The sequence below is a fragment of the Idiomarina sp. OT37-5b genome (assembly GCF_002968395.1).
Taxonomy (GTDB): Bacteria; Pseudomonadota; Gammaproteobacteria; order Enterobacterales; family Alteromonadaceae; genus Idiomarina; species Idiomarina aquatica.
The window spans coordinates 1,932,013-1,956,876 of the sequence record NZ_CP027188.1 but is presented as its reverse complement, the minus strand read 5'-3'; the positions used below and the strand labels follow the sequence as shown (position 1 = coordinate 1,956,876).

The 24,864-nt window shown below is 51.0% G+C and carries 28 protein-coding genes and 1 other RNA gene; 20 read left to right on the top strand and 9 right to left on the bottom strand.

The window, feature by feature from the left end:
* Window positions 1-159: 159 nt before the first annotated feature.
* The 3 genes from C5610_RS09225 (at window position 160) to ffs (ending at window position 2,189) form a co-directional block, all read left to right on the top strand.
* Window positions 160-1,194: a beta-ketoacyl-ACP synthase 3 gene (locus C5610_RS09225; protein WP_241970647.1), complete on the top strand. Its 1,035-nt coding sequence runs from the start codon at window positions 160-162 to the stop codon at window positions 1,192-1,194.
* Window positions 1,195-1,253: 59 nt separating this feature from the next.
* The gene (locus tag C5610_RS09220; RefSeq protein WP_105306911.1) at window positions 1,254-2,000 is read left to right on the top strand and encodes an enoyl-CoA hydratase-related protein; all 747 of its coding nucleotides are present in this window, start codon (window positions 1,254-1,256) and stop codon (window positions 1,998-2,000) included.
* 92 nt (window positions 2,001-2,092) lie between these two features.
* Window positions 2,093-2,189, top strand: an RNA gene (ffs, locus tag C5610_RS09215) — signal recognition particle sRNA small type.
* A 15-nt stretch (window positions 2,190-2,204) separates the two neighbouring features.
* Here ffs and C5610_RS09210 read toward each other — a convergent pair.
* Window positions 2,205-3,113, bottom strand: coding sequence for a histone deacetylase (locus C5610_RS09210; protein WP_105306910.1), 909 nt, complete (start codon window positions 3,111-3,113; stop codon window positions 2,205-2,207).
* Window positions 3,114-3,620, bottom strand: a complete 507-nt coding sequence (priC, locus tag C5610_RS09205; protein ID WP_105306909.1) for a primosomal replication protein PriC — start codon at window positions 3,618-3,620, stop codon at window positions 3,114-3,116.
* A 491-nt stretch (window positions 3,621-4,111) separates the two neighbouring features.
* Here priC and C5610_RS09195 point away from each other — a divergent pair, with 491 nt between their 5' ends.
* The 17 genes from C5610_RS09195 (at window position 4,112) to C5610_RS09120 (ending at window position 18,681) form a co-directional block, all read left to right on the top strand.
* The gene (locus C5610_RS09195; RefSeq protein WP_105306907.1) at window positions 4,112-4,900 is read left to right on the top strand and encodes a DUF3450 domain-containing protein; all 789 of its coding nucleotides are present in this window, start codon (window positions 4,112-4,114) and stop codon (window positions 4,898-4,900) included.
* Complete coding sequence (locus tag C5610_RS09190; protein ID WP_105306906.1) at window positions 4,897-6,267, top strand: MotA/TolQ/ExbB proton channel family protein; 1,371 nt, start codon at window positions 4,897-4,899, stop codon at window positions 6,265-6,267. Before C5610_RS09195 ends, C5610_RS09190 begins: the two co-directional genes overlap by 4 nt.
* Window positions 6,268-6,271: 4 nt before the next feature.
* Window positions 6,272-6,796, top strand: a complete 525-nt coding sequence (locus C5610_RS09185) for a MotA/TolQ/ExbB proton channel family protein (protein ID WP_105306905.1) — start codon at window positions 6,272-6,274, stop codon at window positions 6,794-6,796.
* Window positions 6,797-6,808: 12 nt separating this feature from the next.
* The gene (locus C5610_RS09180; protein WP_105306904.1) at window positions 6,809-7,210 is read left to right on the top strand and encodes an ExbD/TolR family protein; all 402 of its coding nucleotides are present in this window, start codon (window positions 6,809-6,811) and stop codon (window positions 7,208-7,210) included.
* Between the two features lies 1 nt (window position 7,211).
* Complete coding sequence (locus C5610_RS09175; protein WP_105306903.1) at window positions 7,212-7,826, top strand: energy transducer TonB; 615 nt, start codon at window positions 7,212-7,214, stop codon at window positions 7,824-7,826.
* Window positions 7,827-7,841: 15 nt separating this feature from the next.
* Entirely contained in the window at window positions 7,842-9,125 is a 1,284-nt protein-coding gene (locus tag C5610_RS09170; protein WP_241970646.1) for a tetratricopeptide repeat protein, read from the top strand.
* Between the two features lie 126 nt (window positions 9,126-9,251).
* Window positions 9,252-9,374 (top strand): hypothetical protein, encoded by a 123-nt coding sequence (locus tag C5610_RS13750; protein ID WP_262339843.1) that lies wholly within the window; start codon window positions 9,252-9,254, stop codon window positions 9,372-9,374.
* Window positions 9,375-9,416: 42 nt separating this feature from the next.
* Window positions 9,417-9,794 carry a PleD family two-component system response regulator gene (locus C5610_RS09165; protein ID WP_105306901.1) on the top strand — a complete coding sequence of 126 codons (378 nt, stop codon included), beginning with the start codon at window positions 9,417-9,419 and terminating at the stop codon, window positions 9,792-9,794.
* A 42-nt stretch (window positions 9,795-9,836) separates the two neighbouring features.
* Window positions 9,837-10,364 carry an adenine phosphoribosyltransferase gene (locus C5610_RS09160; protein ID WP_105306900.1) on the top strand — a complete coding sequence of 176 codons (528 nt, stop codon included), beginning with the start codon at window positions 9,837-9,839 and terminating at the stop codon, window positions 10,362-10,364.
* A gap of 22 nt (window positions 10,365-10,386) precedes the next feature.
* Window positions 10,387-12,291: a DNA polymerase III subunit gamma/tau gene (dnaX, locus tag C5610_RS09155; RefSeq protein ID WP_105306899.1), complete on the top strand. Its 1,905-nt coding sequence runs from the start codon at window positions 10,387-10,389 to the stop codon at window positions 12,289-12,291.
* A gap of 15 nt (window positions 12,292-12,306) precedes the next feature.
* A complete protein-coding gene (locus C5610_RS09150; RefSeq protein WP_105306898.1) occupies window positions 12,307-12,633 on the top strand; it encodes a YbaB/EbfC family nucleoid-associated protein in 327 nt (108 codons plus the stop codon).
* A gap of 12 nt (window positions 12,634-12,645) precedes the next feature.
* Window positions 12,646-13,257: a recombination mediator RecR gene (recR, locus tag C5610_RS09145; RefSeq protein ID WP_105306897.1), complete on the top strand. Its 612-nt coding sequence runs from the start codon at window positions 12,646-12,648 to the stop codon at window positions 13,255-13,257.
* 72 nt (window positions 13,258-13,329) lie between these two features.
* Window positions 13,330-15,243: a molecular chaperone HtpG gene (gene htpG, locus C5610_RS09140; RefSeq protein ID WP_105306896.1), complete on the top strand. Its 1,914-nt coding sequence runs from the start codon at window positions 13,330-13,332 to the stop codon at window positions 15,241-15,243.
* Between the two features lie 114 nt (window positions 15,244-15,357).
* Entirely contained in the window at window positions 15,358-16,005 is a 648-nt protein-coding gene (gene adk, locus C5610_RS09135; protein WP_105306895.1) for an adenylate kinase, read from the top strand.
* 76 nt (window positions 16,006-16,081) lie between these two features.
* Window positions 16,082-16,498, top strand: a complete 417-nt coding sequence (locus C5610_RS09130) for an MAPEG family protein (RefSeq protein WP_105306894.1) — start codon at window positions 16,082-16,084, stop codon at window positions 16,496-16,498.
* Between the two features lie 7 nt (window positions 16,499-16,505).
* Window positions 16,506-17,288, top strand: a complete 783-nt coding sequence (locus tag C5610_RS09125; protein ID WP_105307773.1) for an alpha/beta fold hydrolase — start codon at window positions 16,506-16,508, stop codon at window positions 17,286-17,288.
* A gap of 16 nt (window positions 17,289-17,304) precedes the next feature.
* Window positions 17,305-18,681, top strand: a complete 1,377-nt coding sequence (locus C5610_RS09120) for an MATE family efflux transporter (RefSeq protein WP_105306893.1) — start codon at window positions 17,305-17,307, stop codon at window positions 18,679-18,681.
* Here the strand turns inward: C5610_RS09120 and hisIE are convergent.
* Genes hisIE through hisD form a run of 7 tightly spaced genes read right to left on the bottom strand, consistent with a single transcriptional unit; the run spans window position 18,678 to window position 24,853 of the window.
* Window positions 18,678-19,286 carry a bifunctional phosphoribosyl-AMP cyclohydrolase/phosphoribosyl-ATP diphosphatase HisIE gene (hisIE, locus tag C5610_RS09115; protein ID WP_105307772.1) on the bottom strand — a complete coding sequence of 203 codons (609 nt, stop codon included), beginning with the start codon at window positions 19,284-19,286 and terminating at the stop codon, window positions 18,678-18,680. The genes C5610_RS09120 and hisIE overlap by 4 nt on opposite strands.
* Before the next feature lie 25 nt (window positions 19,287-19,311).
* Window positions 19,312-20,097, bottom strand: a complete 786-nt coding sequence (gene hisF, locus C5610_RS09110) for an imidazole glycerol phosphate synthase subunit HisF (protein WP_105306892.1) — start codon at window positions 20,095-20,097, stop codon at window positions 19,312-19,314.
* Window positions 20,079-20,816, bottom strand: a complete 738-nt coding sequence (gene hisA / locus C5610_RS09105; protein WP_105306891.1) for a 1-(5-phosphoribosyl)-5-[(5-phosphoribosylamino)methylideneamino]imidazole-4-carboxamide isomerase — start codon at window positions 20,814-20,816, stop codon at window positions 20,079-20,081. Before hisA ends, hisF begins: the two co-directional genes overlap by 19 nt.
* A complete protein-coding gene (gene hisH, locus C5610_RS09100) occupies window positions 20,810-21,403 on the bottom strand; it encodes an imidazole glycerol phosphate synthase subunit HisH (RefSeq protein ID WP_105306890.1) in 594 nt (197 codons plus the stop codon). Before hisH ends, hisA begins: the two co-directional genes overlap by 7 nt.
* The gene (gene hisB, locus C5610_RS09095) at window positions 21,400-22,476 is read right to left on the bottom strand and encodes a bifunctional histidinol-phosphatase/imidazoleglycerol-phosphate dehydratase HisB (RefSeq protein WP_105306889.1); all 1,077 of its coding nucleotides are present in this window, start codon (window positions 22,474-22,476) and stop codon (window positions 21,400-21,402) included. The genes hisH and hisB overlap by 4 nt, the downstream gene beginning before the upstream one ends.
* Window positions 22,473-23,543 carry a histidinol-phosphate transaminase gene (gene hisC / locus C5610_RS09090; protein ID WP_105306888.1) on the bottom strand — a complete coding sequence of 357 codons (1,071 nt, stop codon included), beginning with the start codon at window positions 23,541-23,543 and terminating at the stop codon, window positions 22,473-22,475. Before hisC ends, hisB begins: the two co-directional genes overlap by 4 nt.
* On the bottom strand, window positions 23,540-24,853 hold the full coding sequence (gene hisD, locus C5610_RS09085) for a histidinol dehydrogenase (RefSeq protein ID WP_105306887.1): 1,314 nt from the start codon (window positions 24,851-24,853) through the stop codon (window positions 23,540-23,542). Before hisD ends, hisC begins: the two co-directional genes overlap by 4 nt.
* Window positions 24,854-24,864: the final 11 nt, after the last annotated feature.

The following is a 24,864-nucleotide window of genomic DNA, read 5'->3' as shown; positions in this document are numbered from 1 at the left end:
GTGCTATGATACGGTAAAAAGGTGTTGCGCTTAAATGCTTTCATTCGGTTTTTCTGCCGCGATGTGTGTAAAAGCAACCAATTGCAGAAGTAATAAGGTTTAGCCGTGAAAAAATACGCAGAAATTACCGGTTGGGGGAAATGTTTACCTCCAGCTGTTATGACAAACGACGACCTGGCGACGTTTCTTGATACCTCAGATGAGTGGATCGTATCCCGTACGGGCATTTCTGAGCGCCGGGTCAGCCACGTCGGCACTTCAAAACTGGCAACGATTGCGGCCAAAAACGCATTGGCCGCAGCTGACTTGGATCCCGCCAGTATTGATTTAATTATTGTCGGTACTTGTACACCGGATGAAATCATTCCGAATGTCGCTTCAGCGGTACAGCGGGATATCGGTGCCAAGGATGCCGCAGCCTTTGATTTGAACGCCGCTTGCAGCAGTTTTCTCTATGGTATGCACATGGCGACACAGGCGATTAGAACCGGGGCGCACCAGCGGGTACTGCTGATTGGTGCGGAACGCCTGACGAGAATTCTCGACTGGACCAAACGTGAGAGTGCAGTACTGTTTGGCGACGGTGCGGGTGCGATGGTGTTGGAAGCCACCGACAAAGAATGTGGTTTACTGGCCAGTCATATCAGTTGTGATGCGGAAGCCCGTGACGTGCTGAGCCTTGATTTCGGGCTTAGTTTTGATCGTTTCGGATTTGACGGCATTATGCAGTTTGACTTTGTTGGTCAGGAAATCTTTAAACGCGCAGTGAAAGGCATGAATGCGGCGGTGGAAAATGTTTTCGCTCAGACAGGATTGTCGACGGACGATATCGATGCGTTGATTCCGCATCAGGCGAACAAGCGGCTGATCGACTATCTGGCCAAGTTATGCAAAGTGCCAAGTGAAAAAACCGTAATCAATATCCAAAATTACGGCAATACCTCTTCCGCAACCTTGCCGATTGCCTTTGCTGAAGCCGCAGATAACGGTACCATTAAGCCGGGTGATAAAATCATGTCGGCCGTATTTGGTGGTGGTTTAACCTGCGGTGCCGGTCTTATCCAGTGGGGTGATCGGGTGACTCCTAAGCGTGATAATCAACTGCAGTTAGAGCCCGGCGATCTCTCTGCACTCGACATGATCGTGCCATTACACGAAAAAACGGCAGCGGCCTGGCAAAAGCGTGAACTCTGACTGAAAAGCTGATAACCTCGTTCGTAACAGGTACAACCAGTTACGAACGAGGTTTTTTTATGGCAGAACAACACGTTGTGGTGACCCATCAAGATGGTGTTACACGCATTCGTTTAAACCGCCCGGAGAAAAAGAACGCCTTCACTCAGGCTATGTATAGTGCTTGTGAGCAAGCGTTAATCGACGCCGAACAACATCAGGATATTTCAGCGGTACTGTTTGAAAGTACCGGTGATAGCTTTTCGTCAGGCAATGACCTCAATGATTTTCTCGCCATCGAGAATCTCGACGAAAGCGCGCCGCCGTTTAAATTTCTGCAGACTCTGAATAAAGTCAATGTGCCTATCGTAGCGAAAGTCAATGGCCTTGCAATCGGCATTGGTACGACGTTGTTACTGCACTGCGACCTGGTGTATGCCAGCGATGAGGCGGTATTTGCTTTACCTTTTGTCAAACTGGGACTGTTGCCTGAGGCCGGCTCAAGTTTATTACTGCCGCGTCTTTGCGGACATCAGCAAGCGGCAGAATTGTTGCTACTGGGCGATACCTTCAATGCCCATAAAGCGCAGCAGTTAGGCTTGGTGAATGAGGTACTCAGCGCGGAACAACTCGATGCCAGAACCGAGCAGGTGCTGACGCAGTTAACCACGCTGTCACGACAGGCGTTGCGAACCAGTAAACAATTACTGAAAGCCCCGCAGCAGTCGGTGGCCGAGCGCATCAGTCACGAAGCCGGCTTTTTTGCGAAAGCACTCAGTTCTGCTGAGGCACGCGAGGCGATAGCGGCAAAGCTGCAGAAAAAGTAGGCATTCGGCTAGGGTAGACAAAGACAAACCTTGTATCTGCCGTGCGAGTGAGTGATAATAGTCACGCTTATTCGTAAGCGTTATGGTGACTCTGCGGGTCCCCTCGCAACGCTAACTGGCGAACCCGGTCAGGCCCGGAAGGGAGCAGCCGTAGTCAGGGATGTGTGTGCCGGGGTGTGGCTGGTGGAGTCGCCACCCAATTTCTTAAGCTTTCCATACTTCATAAGCCGCTCTTAATAATTGAGCATGGGCTCTTATTAATCGATCTAACTTACGTTGATAGCCTCCGCCAATCACGGCTGCGAGCGGGATATTCTGTTCACGGGCCAGCTTCAACACCCCAAAATCGCGGGCAAAAATACCGTTAAGGCTAATTGACAAGTGCCCCAGATCGTCCTGGCGGTAGATATCGACACCGGCGTCATAAAGGATTAAATCAGGCTGCTCGCGCTCAATTAATGCTCGCAACGCATGGTCAACGGTTTCAAGGTAATCGTTATCGGTGGTGCCTTTAGGCAGCTCAATATCGACATCTGAAACCGCTTTGGTAAAGGGAAAGTTGTTAGCCCCATGGATTGAACAGGTAGTCACCCGCGGCTCGTTGGCAAATAACGTCGCTGTGCCATCACCCTGATGAACATCAGTATCAAAAATCAAGATCTTGCTGGAGGGGCGCTGGTCAAGCACCGCACGGGCAGCGAGCGCCAAATCATTGATCAAACAAAAGCCACTGCCCCAGTCGTGATGGGCGTGGTGATAACCACCCGAAAAATGAATCGCACAGCCTTCCTCTAACGCCAGTTGAGCGGTACGAATGGTGCCGGCGGCGGAGGTCAGTGTGCGCAGTAGTAACTGTTCAGACCAGGGAAAACCGATGCGCCGCCAGCGTTGCTTATCCATCCGGTTATTGGCGAGCTCGGCGATGTAGTGGGGGGCATGCATGGTAGCCACCGTTTGCCAGTTAATGGGCGCTGGCTGAACCCACTGCGAACGGCGCGCACCATGTGCATCGGCCCACGCTTTTAACAACTGATATTTCTGAATCGGGTAGCGATGACGCGGCGGCAATGCGAGCGCGCTGTAGCGTGGATGATAAATAAAAGGTACGGGCATCTAGCGTCCCTCTTCTAAGCGCTGAATGTCTTGTTCCAATGCCTGGATAGCCTGCTGACAACGATTTAAGCGTTTTTCCTGCTGTTGCGCTGCCAGTGTATCGTGACGGTCGCGGCACGCTTTCACGTTATCAAGCAATCGTTGTTCGTAGCCGCGGTAAGTCACCAATTTTTGGTGCAGCGCGGCGATGCGGGATTGTTGACGCAGACGACTATCACGCTTTTCGAGCGGTAATTGATTACCCCTTAATGCGGTTGATAATGCGGTTAGCTGCTGGCTTATCTGTTCGGCGATAAACGTCCGAATGTGTTCATTATTACTGTGCTCGAGCTGCGTGACCAAGCGTTGGGTTTCTGCAACATAGTCTACCGCGAGATTAGAGCGGCATTTAAAAAGGCTATGTGCAAACCATTGTTCGCTCAATTGCTTGTGGCGACGACGATTGTCGGCATCCAATTGCTCCGCCTGTTGCATTAAGTTTTGCAAGATGTTACTCAATTGTTGCACGCGCTAATCGCTTCTTTTATTAACATTTCAACCGTATTTTATAGTACCGGAGCGCTGCTACGAAACAAAGTCATCTTTACATTCAACATAGTTAAAAATAAAGATGTTTAAATTACGTTGAAATTTGTAACGAGCTGTTGTCCGCCGATCAAAAAGTGATACTATGCGAGTAGGAGCAGTATCCAGAAGTGGGTGGTTTTTGTGCCACACTAACACTGGAATGTTACCAAATAGAGATGACAGGATGTTATCTAATGCTGTTTTAGCTGGCATAAAAACTCGGGTATCACCTAGCCCACGGCTGTTATAACGCAGTTGACGCTGGTCATCGTCAGGTTGACAGCGTATAGCCATCGTGGGAATATTCTTGAGTTATTGCTTGTTCAGCTAAAGCAAGCAACTATTGGATTTGATCTTTTCGTCACTCAAAACTGGTGTTTCACGCCATCAACGGCGTTGAAGCGGAAGTTAATTAAAATTGGTTGGGAACTATGACCAAAGTAATCAAGAGAACCAAACTCGCTGCAACCCTGATGGGTGTGATGGCGTTTGCTGGCACCGGCGTTGCCGCTGCACAGCAAGTTGATGTAGCGAAGCTACAGAACGAAGAGCAAAAGATTCTAAAGGCTCAAGAACAATCTCAAGAGAAAATCAACTCTCTGTTTGAACAAAGCCAGGATCTGCTGATCGAGTATCGCTCAGTTGTTGCGGAGTACGAGAACTTGAAGGTCTACAACGACCACGTTGCTAAACTGGTTGCTGACCAGCAGGCAACAATCGACTCGCTGCAGCGTCAAATCGATGGTATCGAAGAAACGAAACAAGGTGTCGTACCATTGATGTACGAGATGATCGACGCCCTGGAAGAGTTTGTCGAACTTGACTTACCAATCCAAAAAGAGAAGCGTCTGGAGCGTGTTGCCCGTCTGCAAGACATCATGGGTAACTCAAACGTTTCAACCTCTGAAAAATTCCGTCAGATCATCGAAGCCTACCAGGCTGAGCTGGATTATGGTTCAGGTTTGATCTCGTATCAGGGTAACCTGAATGTTGACGGTCAAGAGGTTGCTGTTGACTTCTTCCACATGGGTCGCGTTGCATTCCTGGCACAGTCTCTGGACTTGAAAAATGCCTGGATCTACAACAACGAATCCGGTGAGTGGACAGCGCTTGAAGATGAGTACCTTAACCCTCTGACGACAGCGATTCGTATGTCTCGTAAGCAAACAGCTTTCGATCTTGTGAAACTTCCAGTATTCGCAGCGGAGAGTGCAGAATGAAACAATTAGTAAAATCGTTAATGATTGCAGCAGCAGTCAGCCTTTCTGCAGGTACGACTCTCGCTGCTAACGCGCAGGACAACACAGAAGCGAAAAGCTTGGAAGAGCTGATGCAGCTGGTTGAGAAAAACCGTGTGTCTTCGCGTCAATTGAGTGCCGAGCGTGAAGCTGAATTCACAGCGGCTCGTGCTGACAAGCAAGCGCTGTTAAACCAGGCGAAAAAGCAGCTTTCTGATGAGGAAGCTCGTGGTAAGCGTCTGCAAAACCAGTTCTCTGAAAACGAGATCACATTGGCAAACAAAGAACAAGAACTTGAAAATGCCAAAGGCACTTTGGGTGAAATGTTCGGTGTTGTTCGTGGTGCAGCGACTGAAACCATCGGTCGTATCGCGACGTCAATTGTTAGCTCTCAATACCCAGGTCGTGAAGACGTTCTGGAAAGTTTAGCAGAAGCAAAAGAATTGCCTACACTGCCTGAACTTGAAGAGCTTTGGATGGCATTGCTGACGGAAATGATCCAGTCAGGCAAAGTGGTGACTTACAACACAGACGTATTCCAGTTGGATGGCGGTGTTGAAAATAAAGAAGTGACTCGTGTTGGTGTATTCAACTTAGTCGCTCAGAACGGTGAATACCTGACTTACAATGACACAACTGAACAGGTTCAGCCATTAGGCCGTCAGCCTGAAGGTTATGTTATTGGCCAAAACAGCGAATTCACTGGTACATCAGAAGGTTATGCAGGTCTTTACCTCGACCCTTCACGTGGCCAAATCCTGGGTCTGTTAACACAGAAAGCAACGCTTGAAGAGCGTTATCACCAAGGTGGCACGGTAGGTTATGTTATCACTGTTGTGCTGATCATCGGTCTATTGATTGCAGTTTACAAGCTGGTCACACTGACGGCTGTTGGCGGCAAGATGCGTTCGCAACTTAAGAACATCGATAACCCTTCAGACAAGAACCCACTGGGTCGTGTCCTGAAAGTTTATCATGCGAACAAGAACAGCGATGCTGAGAACCTTGAACTGAAACTTGACGAAGCGATTCTTAAAGAAACGCCTAAGATCGAAAGCGGCATTAACGTTGTTAAGATCTTTGCAGCTATCGCTCCGTTATTAGGTCTATTGGGTACGGTAGTTGGTATGATTGGTACCTTCCAATCAATCACACTATTCGGTACCGGTGATCCGAAAATCATGGCAGGCGACATCTCAATGGCGTTGGTAACAACGGCTATGGGTCTGATCGCAGCAATCCCATTGATTTTGGCTCACAGTATTGTGGCAGGTCGCAGCAAGTCTATCGTTCACATCCTGGACGAACAGGCTGCTGGTATCGTAGCGGCTCACTCGGAGAAGGAGTAATCCCATGCTTTACCTGATGGAACTTTGGGAATCTATCAGGGATTTTATTGCGACCGGTGGTGATGTTTTATACATCATCATGGGGGTACTCTTTCTAATGTGGGTACTAATGATTGAGCGTTATTGGTTCCTATCGGGCTCGTTCCCTAAACTCCGCAAGAAAATTATTGCGGAGTGGGACGCCCGGAAAGACACCACCTCATGGTACGCACATAGAATCCGTGAAGCATGGATTTCCGAAGCTAACGATAAACTGAATGCACGTATTCTGTTGATTAAAACCTGTGTTGCGCTTTGTCCTCTCGTAGGGCTGTTAGGTACTGTGACCGGTATGATTACGGTATTTGAAATCATGGCAGTGCAGGGTACGGGTAATCCCCGTTTGATGGCGTCGGGTATTTCGATGGCAACAATCCCGACAATGGCGGGAATGGTTGCAGCGTTATCCGGTATGTTTTTCGCGACACGTTTAGAAAGTAAAGTGCGTCGCGCGAAGCAAAGCCTGGTCGACAGTCTGCCACATCACTAAGAGAGTAAAATTATGGCACGTAATCGTATTCGCGAAGAGGAAGATGCGGCGATTGATATGACGCCGATGTTGGACATCGTCTTCATCATGTTGATCTTCTTTATCGTAACGACCTCTTTCGTTAAAGAAGCGGGTATTCAGGTCAATAAACCTGAAGCTAACCAAGCGAACAAGGAGCCTTCAGCTAACATCTTTATCGCGATTCGCGATAACGGTGAAGTCTGGATGGATAAACGTCAGGTTGATGTTGAACGCGTAGCAGCAAACTTAGAACGTATGCTTGCTGAGCAGCCAACGGATCTTGTTGTTATCCAGGCAGACAAACAAGCTGAACATGGTCGTGTTGTTGAAGTTATGGACCAAGTTAAGGAAGCGGGTATCGATAAGATATCCATAGCAGCGGAGAATAACTAATATGGTGCGCTTTTTAGTATCTTTACTACTAGGTGCCGCCGTTACGTTTGCTCTGTTTGCTTTTATGGCTTACTTAATCGGCGGGGGGGCGAAAAGTAATGAAGCTCCGCCCCCATCGCCGGTCATCGAGATCGTAACGTCGCCACCTGAGTCCGACGTTCAACAACGGCAGCGGACACCACCGCCGCCACCACCGCCGCCGGAGCAGCCTCCTGAGACACCTCAGGCAGAACCTGATACCAGCGACAACAGTGGTATGAACATGAATATGGGCTTTGACGTAGATGTAGGTGGTGCTGACACCGGTTTATCGGGTCCAGGCAACCTTCTGAATCAAGACGGTGACGCAACACCGATCGTGCGTATTGAACCGCGTTATCCACCATCAGCTGCCCGTAACGGCACCGAAGGTTGGGTACAACTGCGTTTCACCATCGCACCTGACGGTAGTGTGACCGATGTTGAAGTCATAGACTCTGAACCACGTCGAGTTTTTGACCGAGAGGCACGCCGCGCATTATTGCGTTGGAAGTACAAGCCTAAGGTCATAGATGGTAAAGCGGTTAGTCAACCGGGTATGACCGTGCAGCTCGACTTCACTATGGATGGGCAATAAGAAATGAAAGCAGCAATGAAGACATTTGTTAGTGCCCTTGCCTTTGCCTCTGTGCTTGCGACCGCTCCGGTTGCAGCACAGGACCTGGGACTTGATATCCCAAGCAAAGAAACCGTAGAGGCGCAAAAGAAAAACCGTAAGAACCAAGCCGCAGGTCAGAGTACCGGGCGGGCGATTATGGATGCTTTTGAGCTGTACGAGCAAGAGCAACTTCAAGAGGCGATTGCCATTCTTGAAGAAGAGTACCCCGATCTGGACCCTGGTTACGACCAGGCCTACATGGGTCGCTTCTTAGGTACCCTGTATGCGCAAGACGAGCAGACAAAACGAGCGTTAGATATCCTGAAAAACTCGGCTGACCAAGATATTCTCGGTTGGAACGATCAGGCCGCGGTATTGAAATTGGTTGGTCAGTTGGCACTTCAGGAAGAACGCTACGATATGTCGATCGACTACCTGACGCGTTGGTTAGAGTTTACCGGTGATCTTGACCCGCAAATTCTGACTTTCGTTGCGAACGCTTACTATCAGAAGAAAGAGTTTGCTGAAGTGGTGCCGTTTGCACGTGCAGCCCTGAACAACTCTGAAGAAGCTGACAAGAACATTTATACGTTGCTGATGGCGTCTTACTACGAACGTAAGATGTATCCTCAAGCAATCGAAGTTCTTGAAGAGGGTATCAATAAGTTACCTGGCGTTACGCAGTGGTGGCCTCAATTGGCGCAGTTCTACATGATTGAAGAGAACTACGACAAGTCGCTGGCTACGATGGAAATCGCCTATCTGGCGGGTTACCTGGATAAAGAGAACCAATACAAAATGCTGGTTCAACTTTATGACAACTCAGGTATTCCATATAAAGCTGCAGTAACCATGGCGAAGCACATCGACAACGGTGATATTGAGGGAACGGCGAAGAATTTCGCGACCGTTGCCAACAGTTTCCACCGTGCGAAAGAGTTCGATGAAGCTGTGGCTTGGTATCTTCGCGCTGCTGAAGCCGCTGAAGATGCTGACGACAAAGGCGAGTACTATCGTAAACGCGGTAACTTGTTAATGCTTAACGAGCAGTATGCTGAGGCAGTAGCTCCGCTACGTCGTGCGCTTGACTACCTAGAAGGTGCTGACGAGGGTCGTGTGTACATGTCACTGGCAGAAGCTTATTTCTACAGTGAACAGTACCCGGAAGCCCTGCGCGCAGTAAACCGCGCAGCAGAGTTTGACGGACAGCGTCGCAGCGCCCGTAGCTGGCGTGGCTTCATTCAGTCAACAGCGGAGCGCAAAGGCGTTAAGCTGTAACGATTGAAAGTCGCTCAACGATAAAAAAGCCCTGCCTTATGGCGGGGCTTTTTCTTTGTAAAGCGGTTTGTTAAATCGGAGATTATCGAGTATGATCTGCGCCGACTTTCATAAGAGGAATGTATTATGGCTGCCGATAATTATAAAGAACCTGCTGGCTTCAAGTTTTTACTGGCTGGATTGGTTTTATTTGTGGGCATTAGTTGCCTGCCGCTTGTACTTCGGATTGTCCAATTTTTCTCAGCGTAAAACATCCCGTTTTACCATCGCACTTAATAGGTGAATACTGACATGTCAGTCTCTATACTCGTTGTCGAGGATAAAGACCGTACGCGCGAGCATGTGCTCGATGTATTAGCGCCACTCAACTTCCATATCGTTACGGCCAAAGACGGCCTTGATGGTTTGAGCAAAGCCAAGACTGAGTCGTTCGATATGATCCTCACCGATCATAAGATGCCAGTGATGGATGGCTTAAGCTTATTAAAAAATCTGCGTGAGCTTGAGTCCTATCGAGACGCACCGATATTCTTTATGACCACTCAGGATTTAACCGAGGTTGAACCCAAGGCTCTCAAGGCCGGCGCAACCGCCTGTTTTAGTAAGCCATTGCAGGCAGAGCCGGTGCGTGAACAGATTAAAACGCACATCCAACGCTCCGTCGCCTGATCATTTAATTATCGTCTTAACGACAAGGGAAACTACCGGGTCATGACGCTTGAGCAACTCAAAAACACCATTGCTGCGATTGAAGATTATCCTAAGCCGGGTATCACCTTCCGTGATATTACACCACTGCTGCAAAATGCTGAGGCATTTTCAGCGTGTATCGATTTTTTTGTCGAGCGTTACGTTCAACAGGGCATTACCCAGGTTGCTGCCGTTGAAGCGCGCGGATTTATTTTCGGTGCCGCGATTGCCAAGGCACTAGGCTGTGGGCTGACACTGCTGCGCAAACCGGGGAAATTGCCGGGTAACGTCATCACTCAACGCTATCAGCTGGAATACGGCGAAGATCAGTTGCAAATGCGATCGGACTCGTTGAAGGCGTCTGATAACGTCCTCATTGTCGATGACCTGCTGGCGACCGGGGGTACCGTAGAAGCGGCCGCAAAACTCATTAAACAGACACAGGCACGGATTCACGAAGCGGCTTTTTTAGTCACCCTTGATGGTCTCCCGGGTGAACAAAAATTGCAGCAACAAGGGTTAGCATGCTATACCTTGTGTCGGTTTTAACGATTAAGTGAGCTAAGCAAACATGAGCTACCAGGTGCTGGCACGAAAATGGCGTCCGTCACAATTCAATGAAGTGGTAGGACAAACCCACGTGTTAGAGCCATTGCGTCATGCGCTGGAGAACAATCGTCTGCATCACGCCTATTTGTTCACCGGTACGCGAGGTGTTGGGAAAACGACCATTGCGCGCATTCTGGCTAAGGCGCTTAACTGTGAGCAAGGGGTTTCGGCGACGCCTTGCGGAACCTGTCAGTCATGCCGTGAAATTAACGAAGGCCGGTTTGTCGATCTGTTAGAAATCGATGCGGCGTCGCGGACCAAGGTCGAAGATACCCGAGAACTGTTGGACAACGTTCAGTATCGGCCTTCTCAGGGTCGTTTTAAAGTATATCTGATTGACGAAGTGCATATGCTCTCACGGCACAGTTTTAATGCACTGTTAAAAACCCTGGAAGAGCCCCCCGAGCACGTCAAATTTTTGCTGGCGACGACAGACCCACAAAAATTGCCGATTACCGTGGTTTCACGATGCCTGCAGTTTAATCTGCGCGCATTAACGCCAGATTTAATCACACAACAACTGCAAACGGTATTATCCGCCGAAACCATTGACTACGACGCTGAGGCATTGCCGCTATTGGCCCGCGCCGCGCGAGGGAGTATGCGGGACGGACTCAGTTTGACCGACCAAGCCATCGCCCAGGGCAGTGGTGCGGTTAACCTGCAAAGTGTGCAACAAATGCTCGGCAACGTACCGCGCGCGGATATGATTGGCTTATTGAGCAAGATCGCCGCGAACGACGCCAACGGTGCGTTCGCGCTGCTTGATGAAATGGCAGCGCTGGTGCCTGATATTGGCATGGTATTGGCTGAATTACAGGCGTTATTACACCGTCTGGCGTTAGTTCAGCAGTTACCGGAACTGGCAACGGATGAGGAGCAGCAGGGCGGCTTTAAACAGCTGTTAAGACAACTTCCTGCGGAAGTCATCCAACTCTATTATCGATTGGTACTTGAAGGCCGTAAAGAGTTACCGCACAGCGTTGATGACCGTAGCGGTGTTGAGATGACGCTGTTACGACTACTGGCGTTTCGTCCGGTCGACGGGCTAACGGTCGATGCTACGATCAACGAAACGGATGAGCGCACAACCGCGACACCCTCTGCGGTATCCTCCGATGCGGTCGCTGAAGTGACTCCTGAGCCATCGCCTCCAGCTCGCCCATCGCCGTCGGCGAGCCCGACGGCAGCGTCGACACCGCCAGCGCCGGACACTCCGCCGGAAACTGAGGTTGCCGGGGACTTAAGTGATTTATTGCAGATGCGAGAGCAGTTGCGTTCTGCTGATCGTGGTCAGACCGACGGCGAAAAAAAAAACGACATTGAACCGGCCACAGTAGAGGCCACATCCGTAACCGATACGCCTGTTGCGTCGCCTCAGGCACCATCACCGGTAACAACAACAGCCTCGGATCCGGAGGCCGTACCGAATCAACCTGAGCTCACGTCGCTGTTACCGCAACTCACCCCCGATATTCGACTCGCGGAGCAAGTCGATGATTGGTCGGCATTAATTGCGGCGATGGATATCAGCGGGTTAGGGCGGCAATTGTTGTTAAACTCAAATTTGGTGAAGGTCGCCGACAACCATTGGCTGATTAATGTCGCCCCTGCGCAGCAAAGCCTGCTGAGCGACGCGACGGCTGAATCGGTGCGACTGGCGTTGCAACAAAGTCTGGCGGCACAAGGAAAATTTGAGTTTAGGGTTGAAGAGCCCCGGGTACCAACCCCATTAATGATTCAACAACATATCGATGCCTATCGCCATCAGCTTGCGGTAGAATGGGTACAGAACGATGCAGCGGTGCTGGAATTAAAACAGCGCTTTGCCGCAGAAGTTGATGAATCAACGATTAAAGCCGTTTAAAAAGAGGAAGACAACATGTTTAAAGGTGGTATGGGCAATATGATGAAGCAGGCGCAGCAAATGCAGGAGCGCATGCAGAAAGCTCAGGAAGAGATCGCCAACCTGGAAGTCACCGGTGAAGCAGGCGCGGGACTGGTTAAGATTACGATGCTTGGCAACCACAATGTCAAGCGCGTCAGTATTGACCCTAGCCTGATGGACGATGACCAGGAAATGCTGGAAGATTTGATCGCCGCTGCAACCAATGATGCGGTGCGCCGCGTCGAAGAGACCAGCAAAGAAAAAATGGGCGAAGTGACCGGCGGTATGGGTTTACCCCCGGGTTTTAAAATGCCGTTTTAAGGACAGTACAGCATGGCACAGGGTATCAGTCCGGCAATTGACGCATTAGTCGATGACCTAAAGCGCTTGCCGGGTGTCGGTCAGAAAACAGCGCAACGTATGGCCTTTCACTTGCTCGAGCGGGATCGCTCCGGTGCTGCGAGTTTAGCAAGCAGTCTGCAGCGTGCTGTTGAGCAGGTCAGTCATTGTCAACAATGCCGAACTCTGACCGAAGAGCCGCTGTGCCGCATCTGTGCCAACCCCGGGCGTCGTGAGAGCGGCGTCCTCTGTATTGTTGAGACGCCGGCGGATGTGTTAGCCATTGAACAAACGTCGCAGTTTAAAGGACGTTATTTCGTGCTAATGGGTCATTTGTCACCGCTGGATGGCATTGGTCCGGCCGACATTGGTTTGGATGAACTTGAGTTACAGTTAAAACAAGGGCCGATAGAGGAAATCATTTTGGCCACTAACCCAACCGTCGAGGGCGACGCAACGGCGCATTATATTGCCGATATTGCTGAGCAGTTAAACATCAACACCACGCGTATCGCCCATGGGGTACCGGTTGGCGGTGAGCTGGGTTACGTTGATCAGACCACCTTAGGACACGCATTTAGCGGTCGAAAGCAATTTTCTCGTTAACAAAACGCTTGAATTTCTCCGACTCATCCCCATTTCTACAGCAGATTGCTGAGATGATAGGAGAAAACCACTATGGCGGAAGCCGGTCAAACCGAAAAACATGGATTTCAGACAGAAGTAAAACAACTTCTGCATTTGATGATCCATTCGTTGTATTCCAACAAAGAGATTTTTCTGCGCGAGCTGGTATCAAATGCCTCTGATGCCGCTGATAAATTGCGCTTTAAAGCGCTGAGTGACAATTCACTATACGGCGATGACAGTGAACTGCATGTGCGGATTTCACTGGATAAAGACGCTCGCACCATCACCATTAGCGATAACGGTATTGGCATGACCCGTGATGAGGTGATGAACAACCTCGGTACCATCGCAAAATCGGGCACGGCTGAATTTTTTGGACAGCTGTCGGGTGATCAAGCTAAAGACAGCCAGCTGATTGGTCAGTTTGGTGTGGGTTTCTATTCGGCGTTTATCGTTGCAGACGAGGTGGTGGTGCGCACTCGTTCGGCGCTTGATAAAGGCAGTATAGGCGTTGAGTGGCGTTCAAAGGGTGAAGGTGAATTCGAAATCACTGAAACCGAAAAAGCTCGACGTGGTACGGATATTATCCTGCACCTGAAAGAAGGCGAGGATGAATTTCTGGATGAATTCCGTTTGCGCGGTATCATTAATAAATATTCCGAGCACCTGAGTATTCCGGTACAAATGTGGAAAGAACCGGTTCCTGAACAGGAAGGCGAAGACGGTGAAAAGACCCCGGCAGAACCCGGTAAATGGGAAACCGTTAACTCAGGTAAAGCGTTGTGGACACGTGACAAAGCCGAGATTTCCGACGACGAATACAAAGAGTTTTACAAGACCGTTGCGCACGATTTTGATGATCCGTTACTTTGGAGTCACAACAAAGTTGAGGGTACCACTGAGTACACCAGCTTGCTGTATATTCCGAAACGAGCGCCATGGGATCTGTGGAACCGTGAACAACAGCACGGTGTTAAGCTTTATGTAAAACGCGTCTTTATCATGGATGACGCAGAGCAGCTGATGCCAACGTATTTGCGTTTTGTTAAAGGCCTCATTGATACCAATGATCTACCGTTGAACGTATCACGTGAGATCTTGCAAGATAACAAGATCACCCGTGCGATGCGCAACGGCAGCACCAAAAAGGTACTGCAAATGCTGAAGAAGCTGGCGAAAGATGACAGCGAGCAATATCAGCAGTTCTGGGATACCTTTGGTAATGTCCTGAAAGAGGGCCCTGCGGAAGATCACGCCAACCGAGAGCGCATCGCCGAGTTGCTTCGTTTTAGCTCAACGCATGGCGATTCATCGGCTCAAACGGTCAGTCTGGATGACTACATTGAGCGCATGAAAGAAGGTCAGGATAAGATTTACTATATTGTTGCTGACAGCTATGAAGCGGCGAAAAACAACCCGGCACTGGAAATTTTCCGTAAGAAAGGGGTTGAAGTGTTGTTGTTGTCTGACCGCATCGACGAGTGGCTGATGAGTCACCTGACGGAGTTCAAAGACAAACCGTTGCAGTCGGTCACCCGTGGCGATCTGGACTTGGGTGAACTGGATGATGAACAGGATAAGCAAGAACAGGAAAAAGCCGAAGAAGCCTTTAAAGATCAGTTGAAGCGTTTTGAAACGGCTCTGGGTGATAAGGTGAAAAAGGTGCGGGTAACCCACCGTTTGACCGACTCGCCGGCGTGTATCATTACCGACGAACACGATATGAGCACGCAAATGGCGAAACTGATGGAAGCGGCCGGACAAAAAGTACCTGAGACCAAGTACATTTTTGAGGTTAACCCGAATCATCCTTTAGTCGTAAAAATGACGGCAAAAGATGACGATGCGTTTAAGCAATGGGCGGAGGTCTTACTGGACCAGGCAACCCTTGCAGAGCGCGGTAGTCTTAAAGATCCGGCGTCTTTTGTCACTAAGCTGAATAAGTTAATGCTTGACGCTTAACCCACCTTAATGCCGTCGCAGCAACCGCGCTGCGACGGCGCTTCTTGCTTGTAATAACGGCTTCATCGGGGTAAAGTTCCCAACAAACTTTTAAATCAAAAAATGAGGCTGTATATGCGCATCATTCTCTTAGGCGCTCCCGGAGCCGGGAAGGGAACTCAAGCTCAGTTCTTGATGAACACGTTTGGTATTCCACAAATTTCAACAGGCGATATGCTTCGTTCTGCCATCAAGTCGGGTTCAGAACTCGGCAAAAAGGCAAAGCAGGTGATGGATGCAGGCCAGTTGGTGTCGGATGAGATCATTATTGAACTGGTGAAAGAACGGATCGCTGAACCCGATTGCCAAAACGGTTTTTTATTGGATGGCTTTCCGCGCACCATTCCACAAGCTGACGCTATGCGAGAGCACGGAATCGAGGTCGATTATGTGCTTGAATTCGACGTGCCGGACGATGTTATCGTTAAGCGCATGAGTGGACGTCGCGTCCATCCTGGCTCAGGCCGTGTTTACCATGTTGAGCATAATCCGCCGAAAGAAGAAGGCAAAGATGATGTTACCGGTGAAGAATTAGTCGTTCGTCCGGATGACCAGGAGCAGACGGTGCGTAAACGTCTGGCGGTCTACCACGAGCAGACAGAGCCATTGGTTGAGTATTATCAAAAACTGGCTAACGAAACAGATACTGAGTACCATAAGATCGATGGTACCAAAGCTGTTGAGCAAGTCAGTAAAGAGCTGGGTGAATTGCTTCAGCAGTAATCCCGGGGTTTAACCGACTTAACCTTACCAGAAAGGCTCACCGCAGGTGGGCCTTTTTACATAAAAGGAACAAACGATGACACCGTCATTCACTCCTTCGTTAACCATAACCGGCTTTTACGCCGCTCTGTTAACGCTGCTCTATCTGATTCTGGCTGTACGAATTATCCGTCTGCGATGGAAGCACCGCGTGGGTATCGGTACCGGTCAGGCCGAGGATTTGAAAGCCGCCGTGCGCGTGCATGGTAACTTCATTGAATACGTACCACTGGCGCTGATTCTGTTAGCCATTATCGAATTCAGTGGTATCGCGACGCTGTGGGTACATGGGATAGGTATCGTGCTGGTGATCGCGCGGTTGGCTCATGCGGTGGGGCTCACTCGTACGGTCGGAGCGTCAACGCCCCGCGCCATTGGGGTTGCAGGAACGTTCGCCGTGTTGATACTGGAAGCAGGGATTTTGATCGGTCGTTATATTGGCACACTATGGTGAGGTGGTGATGAAGGAATTGCAGGCAGGTGTGTATTATCGTCCGGCAGCGCAGCCGGATGCCGATACGGTGTTGCTGTTACACAGTTCGCAAAGTGCCAGCTCGCAGTGGCGTCATTTCATTCAGACGGTGGGTGAGCGGGTGAACGTGCTGGCGGTGGATTTGCTGGGCTACGGCAATGCGCCACAGGCATCGATAACGACGCATTTTCGTTTACAACATGAGATTCCTCGGGTGCAGGAAGCCATTGCCGCGGCGGCGGTGCAACAGCCGTTAACGGTCGTTGGTCACTCTTATGGTGGTGCGCTGGCGTTAAAAATTGTCGCCGACCAAGCGCTAGCCGTAAACAAGGTGGCGGTATACGAGCCGGTTTCATTTCATGTGTTGCCGGAGGACTCGCCCGGCATGATGGAAATTCGCGCCATCAGTGATGCGATGCACGGAAAAGACGCAACCGCATGCACCCGTACTTTTGTCGACTATTGGAATCAACCGGGCTATTTTGACGCGCTGCCGGCTAAGATTCAGGCGCTGATGGTAAGTCAGGCAGAAAAAGTCAGCCTCGATTTTGACGCCTTACTGAACGAACCATTGCAGCTTGATGATTACGCCCGCATAAAGCAGCCGGTATTATTGATCAGCGGCGAATATACCCGGCGCAGTGCACAGGCCGTCGTCCGGGCCTTGAGCTCGGTATTACCTAACCTGACGGAACAGCAGGTTGCGGCTGGGCACATGGGACCACTGACGCATCCGGCTGAGGTATCTCCTTTGTTATCCGACTTTATTTAGAGAGTGATGTCGTTAAATGACCCGACCAACAACTGAAATAACCAAACTTGCGCGCCTCACCGGACCCATTTTAATCGCGCAGTTGACGCAAATGTTGATGAGTGTGGTTGATACGGTTATGGCCGGCCGTAAAGGCGCCGTAGATTTGGCTGCGGTATCCGTTGGTGGCAGTATTTTTGTGCCGGTGACGTTGTTGATTTTTGGCCTCGCGCTGGCACTAGCTCCGGTCATTTCGCACTTTGACGGAGCGGGTCGGCACCGCCGCATTGCCAATATGCTGCAACAGGGATTCTACGCCTGCGCCATTATCGGTCTTTTGACGTTGTTATTGATGAGTGGCTCGCCTTACATCCTGGATGCGATGGAAGTTGAGCAACAGTTCCGGCAAACGACGCTCGACTACTTGTTTTACATTGCTTTTGGTGTGCCTGCCTTTGTTGTTTATGCGGTACTGCGTAACTTCTGTGAAGGCCTATCGAACACCATGCCATCGTTGGTGATTGGTTTTATTGGTCTCATGATCAATATTCCGGCGAACTACATTTTTATTTATGGCCATTTTGGCGCTCCCGAACTGGGTGGGGCCGGTTGTGGTCTGGCGTCGGCATTGGTGTTGTGGGGCATGGCGATTTCGATGGCGGTGTACGTACTCTACGCCAAGCGCTATCGCAAACTGCGTTTGTTACGACGCTGGTATCCGCCGAACTTTGATGATGTAACCTATATCATGCGACTGGGCTTTCCGATTTCGATGTCGCTGTTTTTTGAGGTGAGTTTGTTTGCGGCTGTGGCGCTATTGATCTCGCCGCTTGGCCCAACCGTGGTCTCGGCGCATCAAATTGCACTGAACATCAGCTCATTGGTTTATATGGTACCGCTCAGTATCTCCATGGCCGTTACCTTACGAGTGGGCTTTGCGCTGGGCGCCGGAGACCCGAAAAATGCAATGCTGAGCTTTCGTATGGCGCTTTGGATAGGTGGCGTTTTTGCCGCGGTTAACGGTCTGATCATGTGGTTAGGCGGCGAATGGCTGGCCAGCTTATACACGCCTAATCGCGAGATCATTGAGCTGGCCGGGACCCTGATGGGGTTGGCGGCAATCTTTACCTTATCGGACACCTTTCAGGTGGTGGCGATGGGCACGTTGCGTGGTTATAAGGATACCAAGTACCCGATGCTCATGGCGTTTATCTCATACTGGCCGTTTGGCCTCACCGTTGGGGTGGTGCTGGGGCTGACGGACTGGATTGTACCGGCGATGGGAGCGGCTGGTTTCTGGATTGGTTTTATCAGCGGTTTGTCCGTTGCGGCGGTGCTACTGACGATACGACTGCGTCATATCGCCAGCAACTACGAGCGCCGTCACTATCAACAGCAACTCAATGCGGACTAGCTCTGGCGTTGCTTTAACACCTTGAGCACGGCTTCCAGATCCGTGTTTGAGGCTTGCAGTACCACCAGCAAATGATAGAGCAAGTCGGCACTCTCGTTATGCAGTTCGTCGATGTCACGAACGGTGGCGGCGAGGGCGACTTCAACACCTTCCTCGCCGACTTTTTGTGCGGCCCGCTTAATGCCGGCGGCAAACAGCTTAGCGGTGTAACTTTCGCTCGGGTCGGCGTCTTTGCGTGAGCCGATCAAGCGGTCAAGTTGCTGCAGCAGTGGTGCCGGCGCTTCGGCGAAACAACTACGGGTACCGAGATGGCAGGTCGGGCCATTCGGGAGCGCCAGCGCCAGCAACGCGTCATTGTCACAATCACTGTACAAGCCCTGTAGCTCCAGTGTATGCCCGGAACTTTCACCTTTGGTCCATAGGCGCTGTTTACTGCGGCTGTAGAAGGTCACCAGCCCCTTGTCCAGCGAGGCGGTGACGGCTTCCGCCGACATATAGCCGAGCATCAAAACCTCACCGGTCAGCGCGTGCTGTACGGTACAGGGCAACAAGCCGTCCATTTTGTCCCAGCCCAACTGCGCCTGGTTTTGTTGTGTTAACTTCATGAAAATGCCTTCCTGTCTGCGTTTTTTAAGGCTGCTCAAGCGGGCGTACAACCACATGATTGGCCAGTAATTGCTGCTTCAGTTCTGCCATGCTGATGATGTTTTTATGAAACACCGAGGCCGCCAATGCGCCGTCCACATTCGCCTGTTTAAACACATCAATAAAGTGTTCGATGCTACCGGCACCGCCGGAGGCGATCAACGGTATATCGCATTGCCCGCGAAGCGTACGCAGTTGTTCGATATCATAACCTTGGCGGACGCCATCCTGATTCATGCAGTTCAGCACGATCTCACCAGCACCGCGGGCGACCACTTCTTTCACCCAGTCTTTGGTTTGCCAGGCGGAGCGACGTGATTTACTCTCGTCGCCGGTGAATTGGTGGACTTCGTACTCGCCGCTCTCGGCGTTGAAAAAGCTGTCGATACCAATCACCACACACTGCTGACCAAATTCATCGACCAGTTCATTGATCAAATCTGGGTTTAACAGTGCCGGTGAGTTTATCGATATTTTGTCCGCGCCCATCGACAATAACGTTTGTGCGTGGGCTTTACTGCGGATGCCGCCGGCGACGGTAAAGGGAATATCAATCTCGCGCGCAACACGCTCTACCCAGGACTTGTCGACCGTACGGCCATCGGAAGACGCTGTGATGTCATAGAACACCAACTCATCAGCACCGATTTCGGCATACCGTCGCGCCAACGGTAAAATGTCACCGATTAACTCGTGGTTACGAAACTTAACGCCTTTGACCACCTGACCATCGCGAACATCAAGGCAGGGAATTATGCGTTTTGCCAGCATGCGATCGCCTCCTGCAGCTCAAACTGTCCGGTTAAAAGAGATTTGCCCAAAATGGCGGAATCACAATTGACGCGTTTCAAATCGATCAAATCCTGAAGATTACTGACGCCCCCGGATGCCTGCCACTGAATTTGTGGGTACAGCGCTTTGTAGCGCTGATAGAGCGCCACATTGGTGCCGCTTAGAGTGCCGTCTTTAGCGATGTCGGTACAGAGTACATGGCGACAACCCACATCAAGAAAACGGTTTAACACGTCGTCAAGGGTCAGTTCGCTGCTCTGCTGCCAGCCGTGCGTTGCGACCATGGCTTTGCCGTCATCGGCAATGTTGACATCCAGAGCCAGTACAATGGCGTCGGTACCGTACTCGGTAAACCAGTGACGGACGCGGTCAGGTTGATTGACGGCGGTTGAGCCTATCACGACACGCTCAATACCGGCGGCAAAGAGGTCGTCTAAATCCTGCTGAGTACGAATACCGCCACCGGCCTGACAGCGTAGTCCGGATTGTTGGGTAATCTCTTTTAACAGCGCCTGTTGGCGTTTGGCCGGATCTTTGGCGCCGTCCAAGTCGACCAAGTGCAGCCACTCAGCGCCCGCCGCTTTGTATGCTTGAGCCTGTTGAACGGGATCCAGAGGGTATTCCGTCTTCTGTGCGAAGTCACCCTGGAAAAGGCGTACAACACGACCATCGATTAAATCAAGCGCAGGAATTAACATGTACCTAGCTCCAAAAATTGTTTCAACAATTGACGCCCGGCTGCGCCAGAACGTTCGGGGTGAAATTGCGCCCCGATAAAGTTGTCTTTTTTGATCATTGCGGCAAAAGGTTCACCATAGTTGCAACGGGCAATGGTGTACTGATCTTCGGCCACGGCATAACTGTGAACAAAATAACAGTAGGGCGTTTCCGCGGCGGCCAACAATGGATTTTGATTAACCGCACTGATGGTATTCCAACCCATATGCGGCAGAGGAAGTCCTTCGGCCTGCATACGTTTGGTCTGCGCCGGAATAACGCCTAAACAATCGACGTCGCCTTCTTCTGAGTGCGCGGTCATCAATTGCATTCCCAGGCAAATCCCCAGTACTGGTTGGGTGAGGTTTTGCAGTGGTGCCACCAGTTGTTTACGCTGCAAATTGCGCATCGCTGCGGCGGCGGTACCAACACCCGGTAAAATCACCCGATCAGCCGCGGCGATGAGCGCTGCGTCATCGGTAATCAGCGGTGACACACCGAGTCGCTCAAAAGCGAACTTAACCGAGGTCAAGTTCGCGCATTCGGTATCGACAATGACGACCTTCATGCCAACATTCCTTTGCTCGACGGTAATTGATTGTCGCCAGTACGGGCAATGGCCTGACGTAGCGCGCGACCAAACACTTTAAACAGACTTTCGACCTGATGATGGCTGTTGCCCTCAGTGGTTGAAAGGTGCAGGCTCATTGCCATGGCGTCGGTCAGTGAACGGAAAAAGTGTTCAACCATTTCGGTTGAGAGTTCACCGACTTTATCGCGGCTAAATTCAGCGTCCCACTTAAGATAAGGACGGCCGGATAAATCGATCAAACATTCGGCGCGGCACTCGTCCATCGGCAGTGCAAAACCAAAGCGGCCGATGCCACGCTTATCACCCAGTGCCTGCCGCAGTGCCTGCCCGATAGCCAGCGCGGTATCTTCTACGGTGTGGTGATCATCGATGTGTAAGTCGCCCTGCACCTTTACCTGTAAGGCAAAACCTGCGTGGGTCGCAATTTGCTCCAACATATGGTCGAAGAAACCAATGCCGGTGGCAAACTCACGCGGTCCCTGTGCGTCTAGGTCCACGCCGATAAAAATATCGGTCTCGTGCGTGGTACGAGTAACCTGTGCGGTACGCGGGCGAGTAATCAGTTGCCGGCAAATGGCGTCCCAGTCACATTGCTTACGATCGTAGCGAATACCGCGGATGCCCATGCTTTGCGCCAGTTGCATATCGGTTTCCCGATCGCCGATAACGTAGCTGTCGGTGAAGTCGATAAGACCTTCCTGCAAATAGCGCTGTACCAGGCCCAATTTAGGTTTACGACAACTGCAGTTATCGTCATCAAAGTGTGGGCAAATCAACACGTCCTGAAAACGAATGCCCTGCGATTCAAATACGCTCATCATTAATTGATGAGGACCTTCAAAATCAGCCGTCGGAAAGCTGTCGGTACCCAGCCCATCCTGATTACTCACCATTACCAGTTGGTATCCGGCTTGCTGTAATTTAAGTAAGGCGGGAACCACATTAGGTTCGAACACCAGTTTGTCGAATCGGTCCAGTTGCTTGTCGACCGGCGGCTCTTCTACCAGGGTGCCGTCGCGGTCGATAAATAACCAACGCTGCTTACTCATGCTGATACTCCAAAATAATCATTCAATTCGTTTAAAAGTGCCTGGTTTTGCGCTTCATCACCAATACTGATGCGCACGCATGAGGGCAGATTGCGCTGCGCTGACTGGTTGCGGATCAAAATACCCTGGCCGGCTAGAGCCTGGATAAGTTGCTCGGCATTGTCGACAGCATACAATAAAAAGTTGGTATCGCTATCGGCAATCCGTCGCATGGGTAATGGGTCTAATGCCGATGTGAGACGCTCGCGCTCGGTGACCAAGGCGGAAACTTGTTGTGTTAAACGTTGTAGCCCCTGTTGACTCAATGCCTGTGTGGCAACTTGTACGGTCAGATCCGGCAACGGATAAGGCGCCAGAACTTTTTTCAGAACATTAATGACGTCACTGTTCGCTAACGCAAAGCCACAGCGAGCCCCGGCTAACGCAAAGGCTTTCGATAACGTACGCAATACCACCAGGTTGGGGTATTGGTTCAGTTGTTGCGCAACCGATGCTTGTGGGCAAAATTCGATGTAAGCTTCATCAACCACCACCAGGGTATCCGGACATTCCGTCAATACCCTATGCAGGTCTTCAGCCGCCAGACGTTGTCCGAGCGGATTCGAAGGTGAGCACAAAAATACCAGTTTGGCCGCAGCGGCACGGGCGATCAGCGCCGTCATGTCCAGTTGCCAATTGTCCTGCAGTAAAGGTACTTCGATCACCTCCGCGCCATGAGTCTGTGCGGAAATGGCGTACATACCGTAGGTCGGCGGGCAAATAACTACCGCGTCCCTGGCTGGCTCGCAAAAGGCACGGATGAGTAACTCGATGGCTTCATCGGAGCCACGGCAGCTCATAACTTGGTCCTGCTCGACACCGGCATAATCGGCATAGGCCTGGTTCAGTGCGCTGGATTGAAACGCCGGGTAGCGATTGAGCTGACTGTCATCCAGTTGGTAGCTGTTACAGTAGGGTGATTCATTGGCGTTTAACCAAACGTTGCCACCGCTCATGCTGCGACGGGCGGAGGCGTATGGCACCAGCTCAGCCAGGTGCGGGCGTTGCAGTTTATCAGCTAACTTCATGAGTTCACCTCTGTACGGATGGTAACAGCTCGGGCGTGGGCATCCAGACCTTCCAGTTCGGCCAGTGTGGTAATCGCATCAGCCAGACCTTGCAAACCTTCGCGACTGGCTTCTTGAACCGTATAGCGACGGTAAAAGTCGGTCAGTCCCAAACTGCTGTAATTGCGGGCATAACCGTAGGTTGGCAACACGTGGTTAGTACCGGTGGCGTAGTCACCGCCGGACTCCGGTGTGTAGTGACCAACAAAGACGGAACCGGCACGTGTTAATTGCGGCAACGCTTCGCGGGCATCATTAAACTGTAGCGACAAGTGTTCCGGCGCATAACGTTCAGACAGCGTTAATGCTTGCTGTAGCGAATCAGTAACCAGCAACCGGCTGTTGGTTAGTGCCTGAGCGGCAATGTGTTGGCGTGACAACTGTGCGCATTGCTGCAGCAATTGCTCGCGAACCTGAGCCGCTAATGATTCTGACGGTGTTAACAGGATTACCTGCGAGTCAGCACCATGCTCTGCCTGCGACAATAAATCTGCCGCAACAAACGCCGGACTGGCGCTGTCATCAGCGATAACTAAAAGCTCTGAAGGGCCGGCCGGCATATCAATGGCGACGCCACTTTGATCCTGACTGACCTGTTGCTTGGCTTCAGTGACAAAGGCGTTACCCGGGCCAAAGATCTTATCGACGGGTTCGACCGACTCGGTACCGTAAGCCAATGCCGCGATCGCCTGAGCGCCACCGCATAGCAGGATGTCATCGATCTCGCACAATTCGGCAACATAGGCAATGGCTGCCGGAATCGAACCGTCTTTGGCCGGAGGGGTGACCAACACTTTACGCTGGCAACCGGCAATCTGCGCCGGTACACCGAGCATTAGTGCGGTTGACGGCAATGTTGCGGTACCACCGGGAATGTACAACCCGACCGACTGCAAGGCAACGTAACGTGACTCGCAGACTACGCCTGGGGCCGTTTCAACCTTGAGATCACGGGGACGTTGCTGCTGGTGGAACCGACGGATGGTTGCGTAAGCGGTATCGATGGCCGCTTTGACCTTAGGCGTCAGCGCAGCAATTAATGCCTGACGCTGTTGTGCTGTCATCAGCAGTTGACTGGCATTGGCGTCATCAAACTGGCGGGTCAGCTTAAGTACGGCGTCATCACCACCCTCGCGAACCTGTGCCAGAATGTCGCTGACACTCTGTTTTAGCTGTGCTGAACGACTTTGTTCCGGGCGTGCAAGACGCGCAGATTGTTGTTCAGCGGATAACTCATTCCAGCGTTCAACTGAAATCGTTAATGCGGACATCGACGACCTCC

Bases quoted from the DNA above. Each gene is read 5' to 3' on its own strand.
- C5610_RS09225 (WP_241970647.1), top strand. From the start codon at position 160: ATGACAAACGACGACCTGGCGACGTTTCTTGATACCTCAGATGAGTGG.
- C5610_RS09220 (WP_105306911.1), top strand. From the start codon at position 1,254: ATGGCAGAACAACACGTTGTGGTGACCCATCAAGATGGTGTTACACGC.
- C5610_RS09210 (WP_105306910.1), bottom strand. From the start codon at position 3,113: ATGCCCGTACCTTTTATTTATCATCCACGCTACAGCGCGCTCGCATTG.
- C5610_RS09195 (WP_105306907.1), top strand. From the start codon at position 4,112: ATGACCAAAGTAATCAAGAGAACCAAACTCGCTGCAACCCTGATGGGT.
- C5610_RS09190 (WP_105306906.1), top strand. From the start codon at position 4,897: ATGAAACAATTAGTAAAATCGTTAATGATTGCAGCAGCAGTCAGCCTT.
- C5610_RS09185 (WP_105306905.1), top strand. From the start codon at position 6,272: ATGCTTTACCTGATGGAACTTTGGGAATCTATCAGGGATTTTATTGCG.
- C5610_RS09180 (WP_105306904.1), top strand. From the start codon at position 6,809: ATGGCACGTAATCGTATTCGCGAAGAGGAAGATGCGGCGATTGATATG.
- C5610_RS09175 (WP_105306903.1), top strand. From the start codon at position 7,212: ATGGTGCGCTTTTTAGTATCTTTACTACTAGGTGCCGCCGTTACGTTT.
- C5610_RS09170 (WP_241970646.1), top strand. From the start codon at position 7,842: ATGAAGACATTTGTTAGTGCCCTTGCCTTTGCCTCTGTGCTTGCGACC.
- C5610_RS13750 (WP_262339843.1), top strand. From the start codon at position 9,252: ATGGCTGCCGATAATTATAAAGAACCTGCTGGCTTCAAGTTTTTACTG.
- C5610_RS09165 (WP_105306901.1), top strand. From the start codon at position 9,417: ATGTCAGTCTCTATACTCGTTGTCGAGGATAAAGACCGTACGCGCGAG.
- C5610_RS09160 (WP_105306900.1), top strand. From the start codon at position 9,837: ATGACGCTTGAGCAACTCAAAAACACCATTGCTGCGATTGAAGATTAT.
- dnaX (WP_105306899.1), top strand. From the start codon at position 10,387: ATGAGCTACCAGGTGCTGGCACGAAAATGGCGTCCGTCACAATTCAAT.
- C5610_RS09150 (WP_105306898.1), top strand. From the start codon at position 12,307: ATGTTTAAAGGTGGTATGGGCAATATGATGAAGCAGGCGCAGCAAATG.
- recR (WP_105306897.1), top strand. From the start codon at position 12,646: ATGGCACAGGGTATCAGTCCGGCAATTGACGCATTAGTCGATGACCTA.
- htpG (WP_105306896.1), top strand. From the start codon at position 13,330: ATGGCGGAAGCCGGTCAAACCGAAAAACATGGATTTCAGACAGAAGTA.
- adk (WP_105306895.1), top strand. From the start codon at position 15,358: ATGCGCATCATTCTCTTAGGCGCTCCCGGAGCCGGGAAGGGAACTCAA.
- C5610_RS09130 (WP_105306894.1), top strand. From the start codon at position 16,082: ATGACACCGTCATTCACTCCTTCGTTAACCATAACCGGCTTTTACGCC.
- C5610_RS09125 (WP_105307773.1), top strand. From the start codon at position 16,506: ATGAAGGAATTGCAGGCAGGTGTGTATTATCGTCCGGCAGCGCAGCCG.
- C5610_RS09120 (WP_105306893.1), top strand. From the start codon at position 17,305: ATGACCCGACCAACAACTGAAATAACCAAACTTGCGCGCCTCACCGGA.
- hisIE (WP_105307772.1), bottom strand. From the start codon at position 19,286: ATGAAGTTAACACAACAAAACCAGGCGCAGTTGGGCTGGGACAAAATG.
- hisF (WP_105306892.1), bottom strand. From the start codon at position 20,097: ATGCTGGCAAAACGCATAATTCCCTGCCTTGATGTTCGCGATGGTCAG.
- hisA (WP_105306891.1), bottom strand. From the start codon at position 20,816: ATGTTAATTCCTGCGCTTGATTTAATCGATGGTCGTGTTGTACGCCTT.
- hisH (WP_105306890.1), bottom strand. From the start codon at position 21,403: ATGAAGGTCGTCATTGTCGATACCGAATGCGCGAACTTGACCTCGGTT.
- hisB (WP_105306889.1), bottom strand. From the start codon at position 22,476: ATGAGTAAGCAGCGTTGGTTATTTATCGACCGCGACGGCACCCTGGTA.
- hisC (WP_105306888.1), bottom strand. From the start codon at position 23,543: ATGAAGTTAGCTGATAAACTGCAACGCCCGCACCTGGCTGAGCTGGTG.
- hisD (WP_105306887.1), bottom strand. From the start codon at position 24,853: ATGTCCGCATTAACGATTTCAGTTGAACGCTGGAATGAGTTATCCGCT.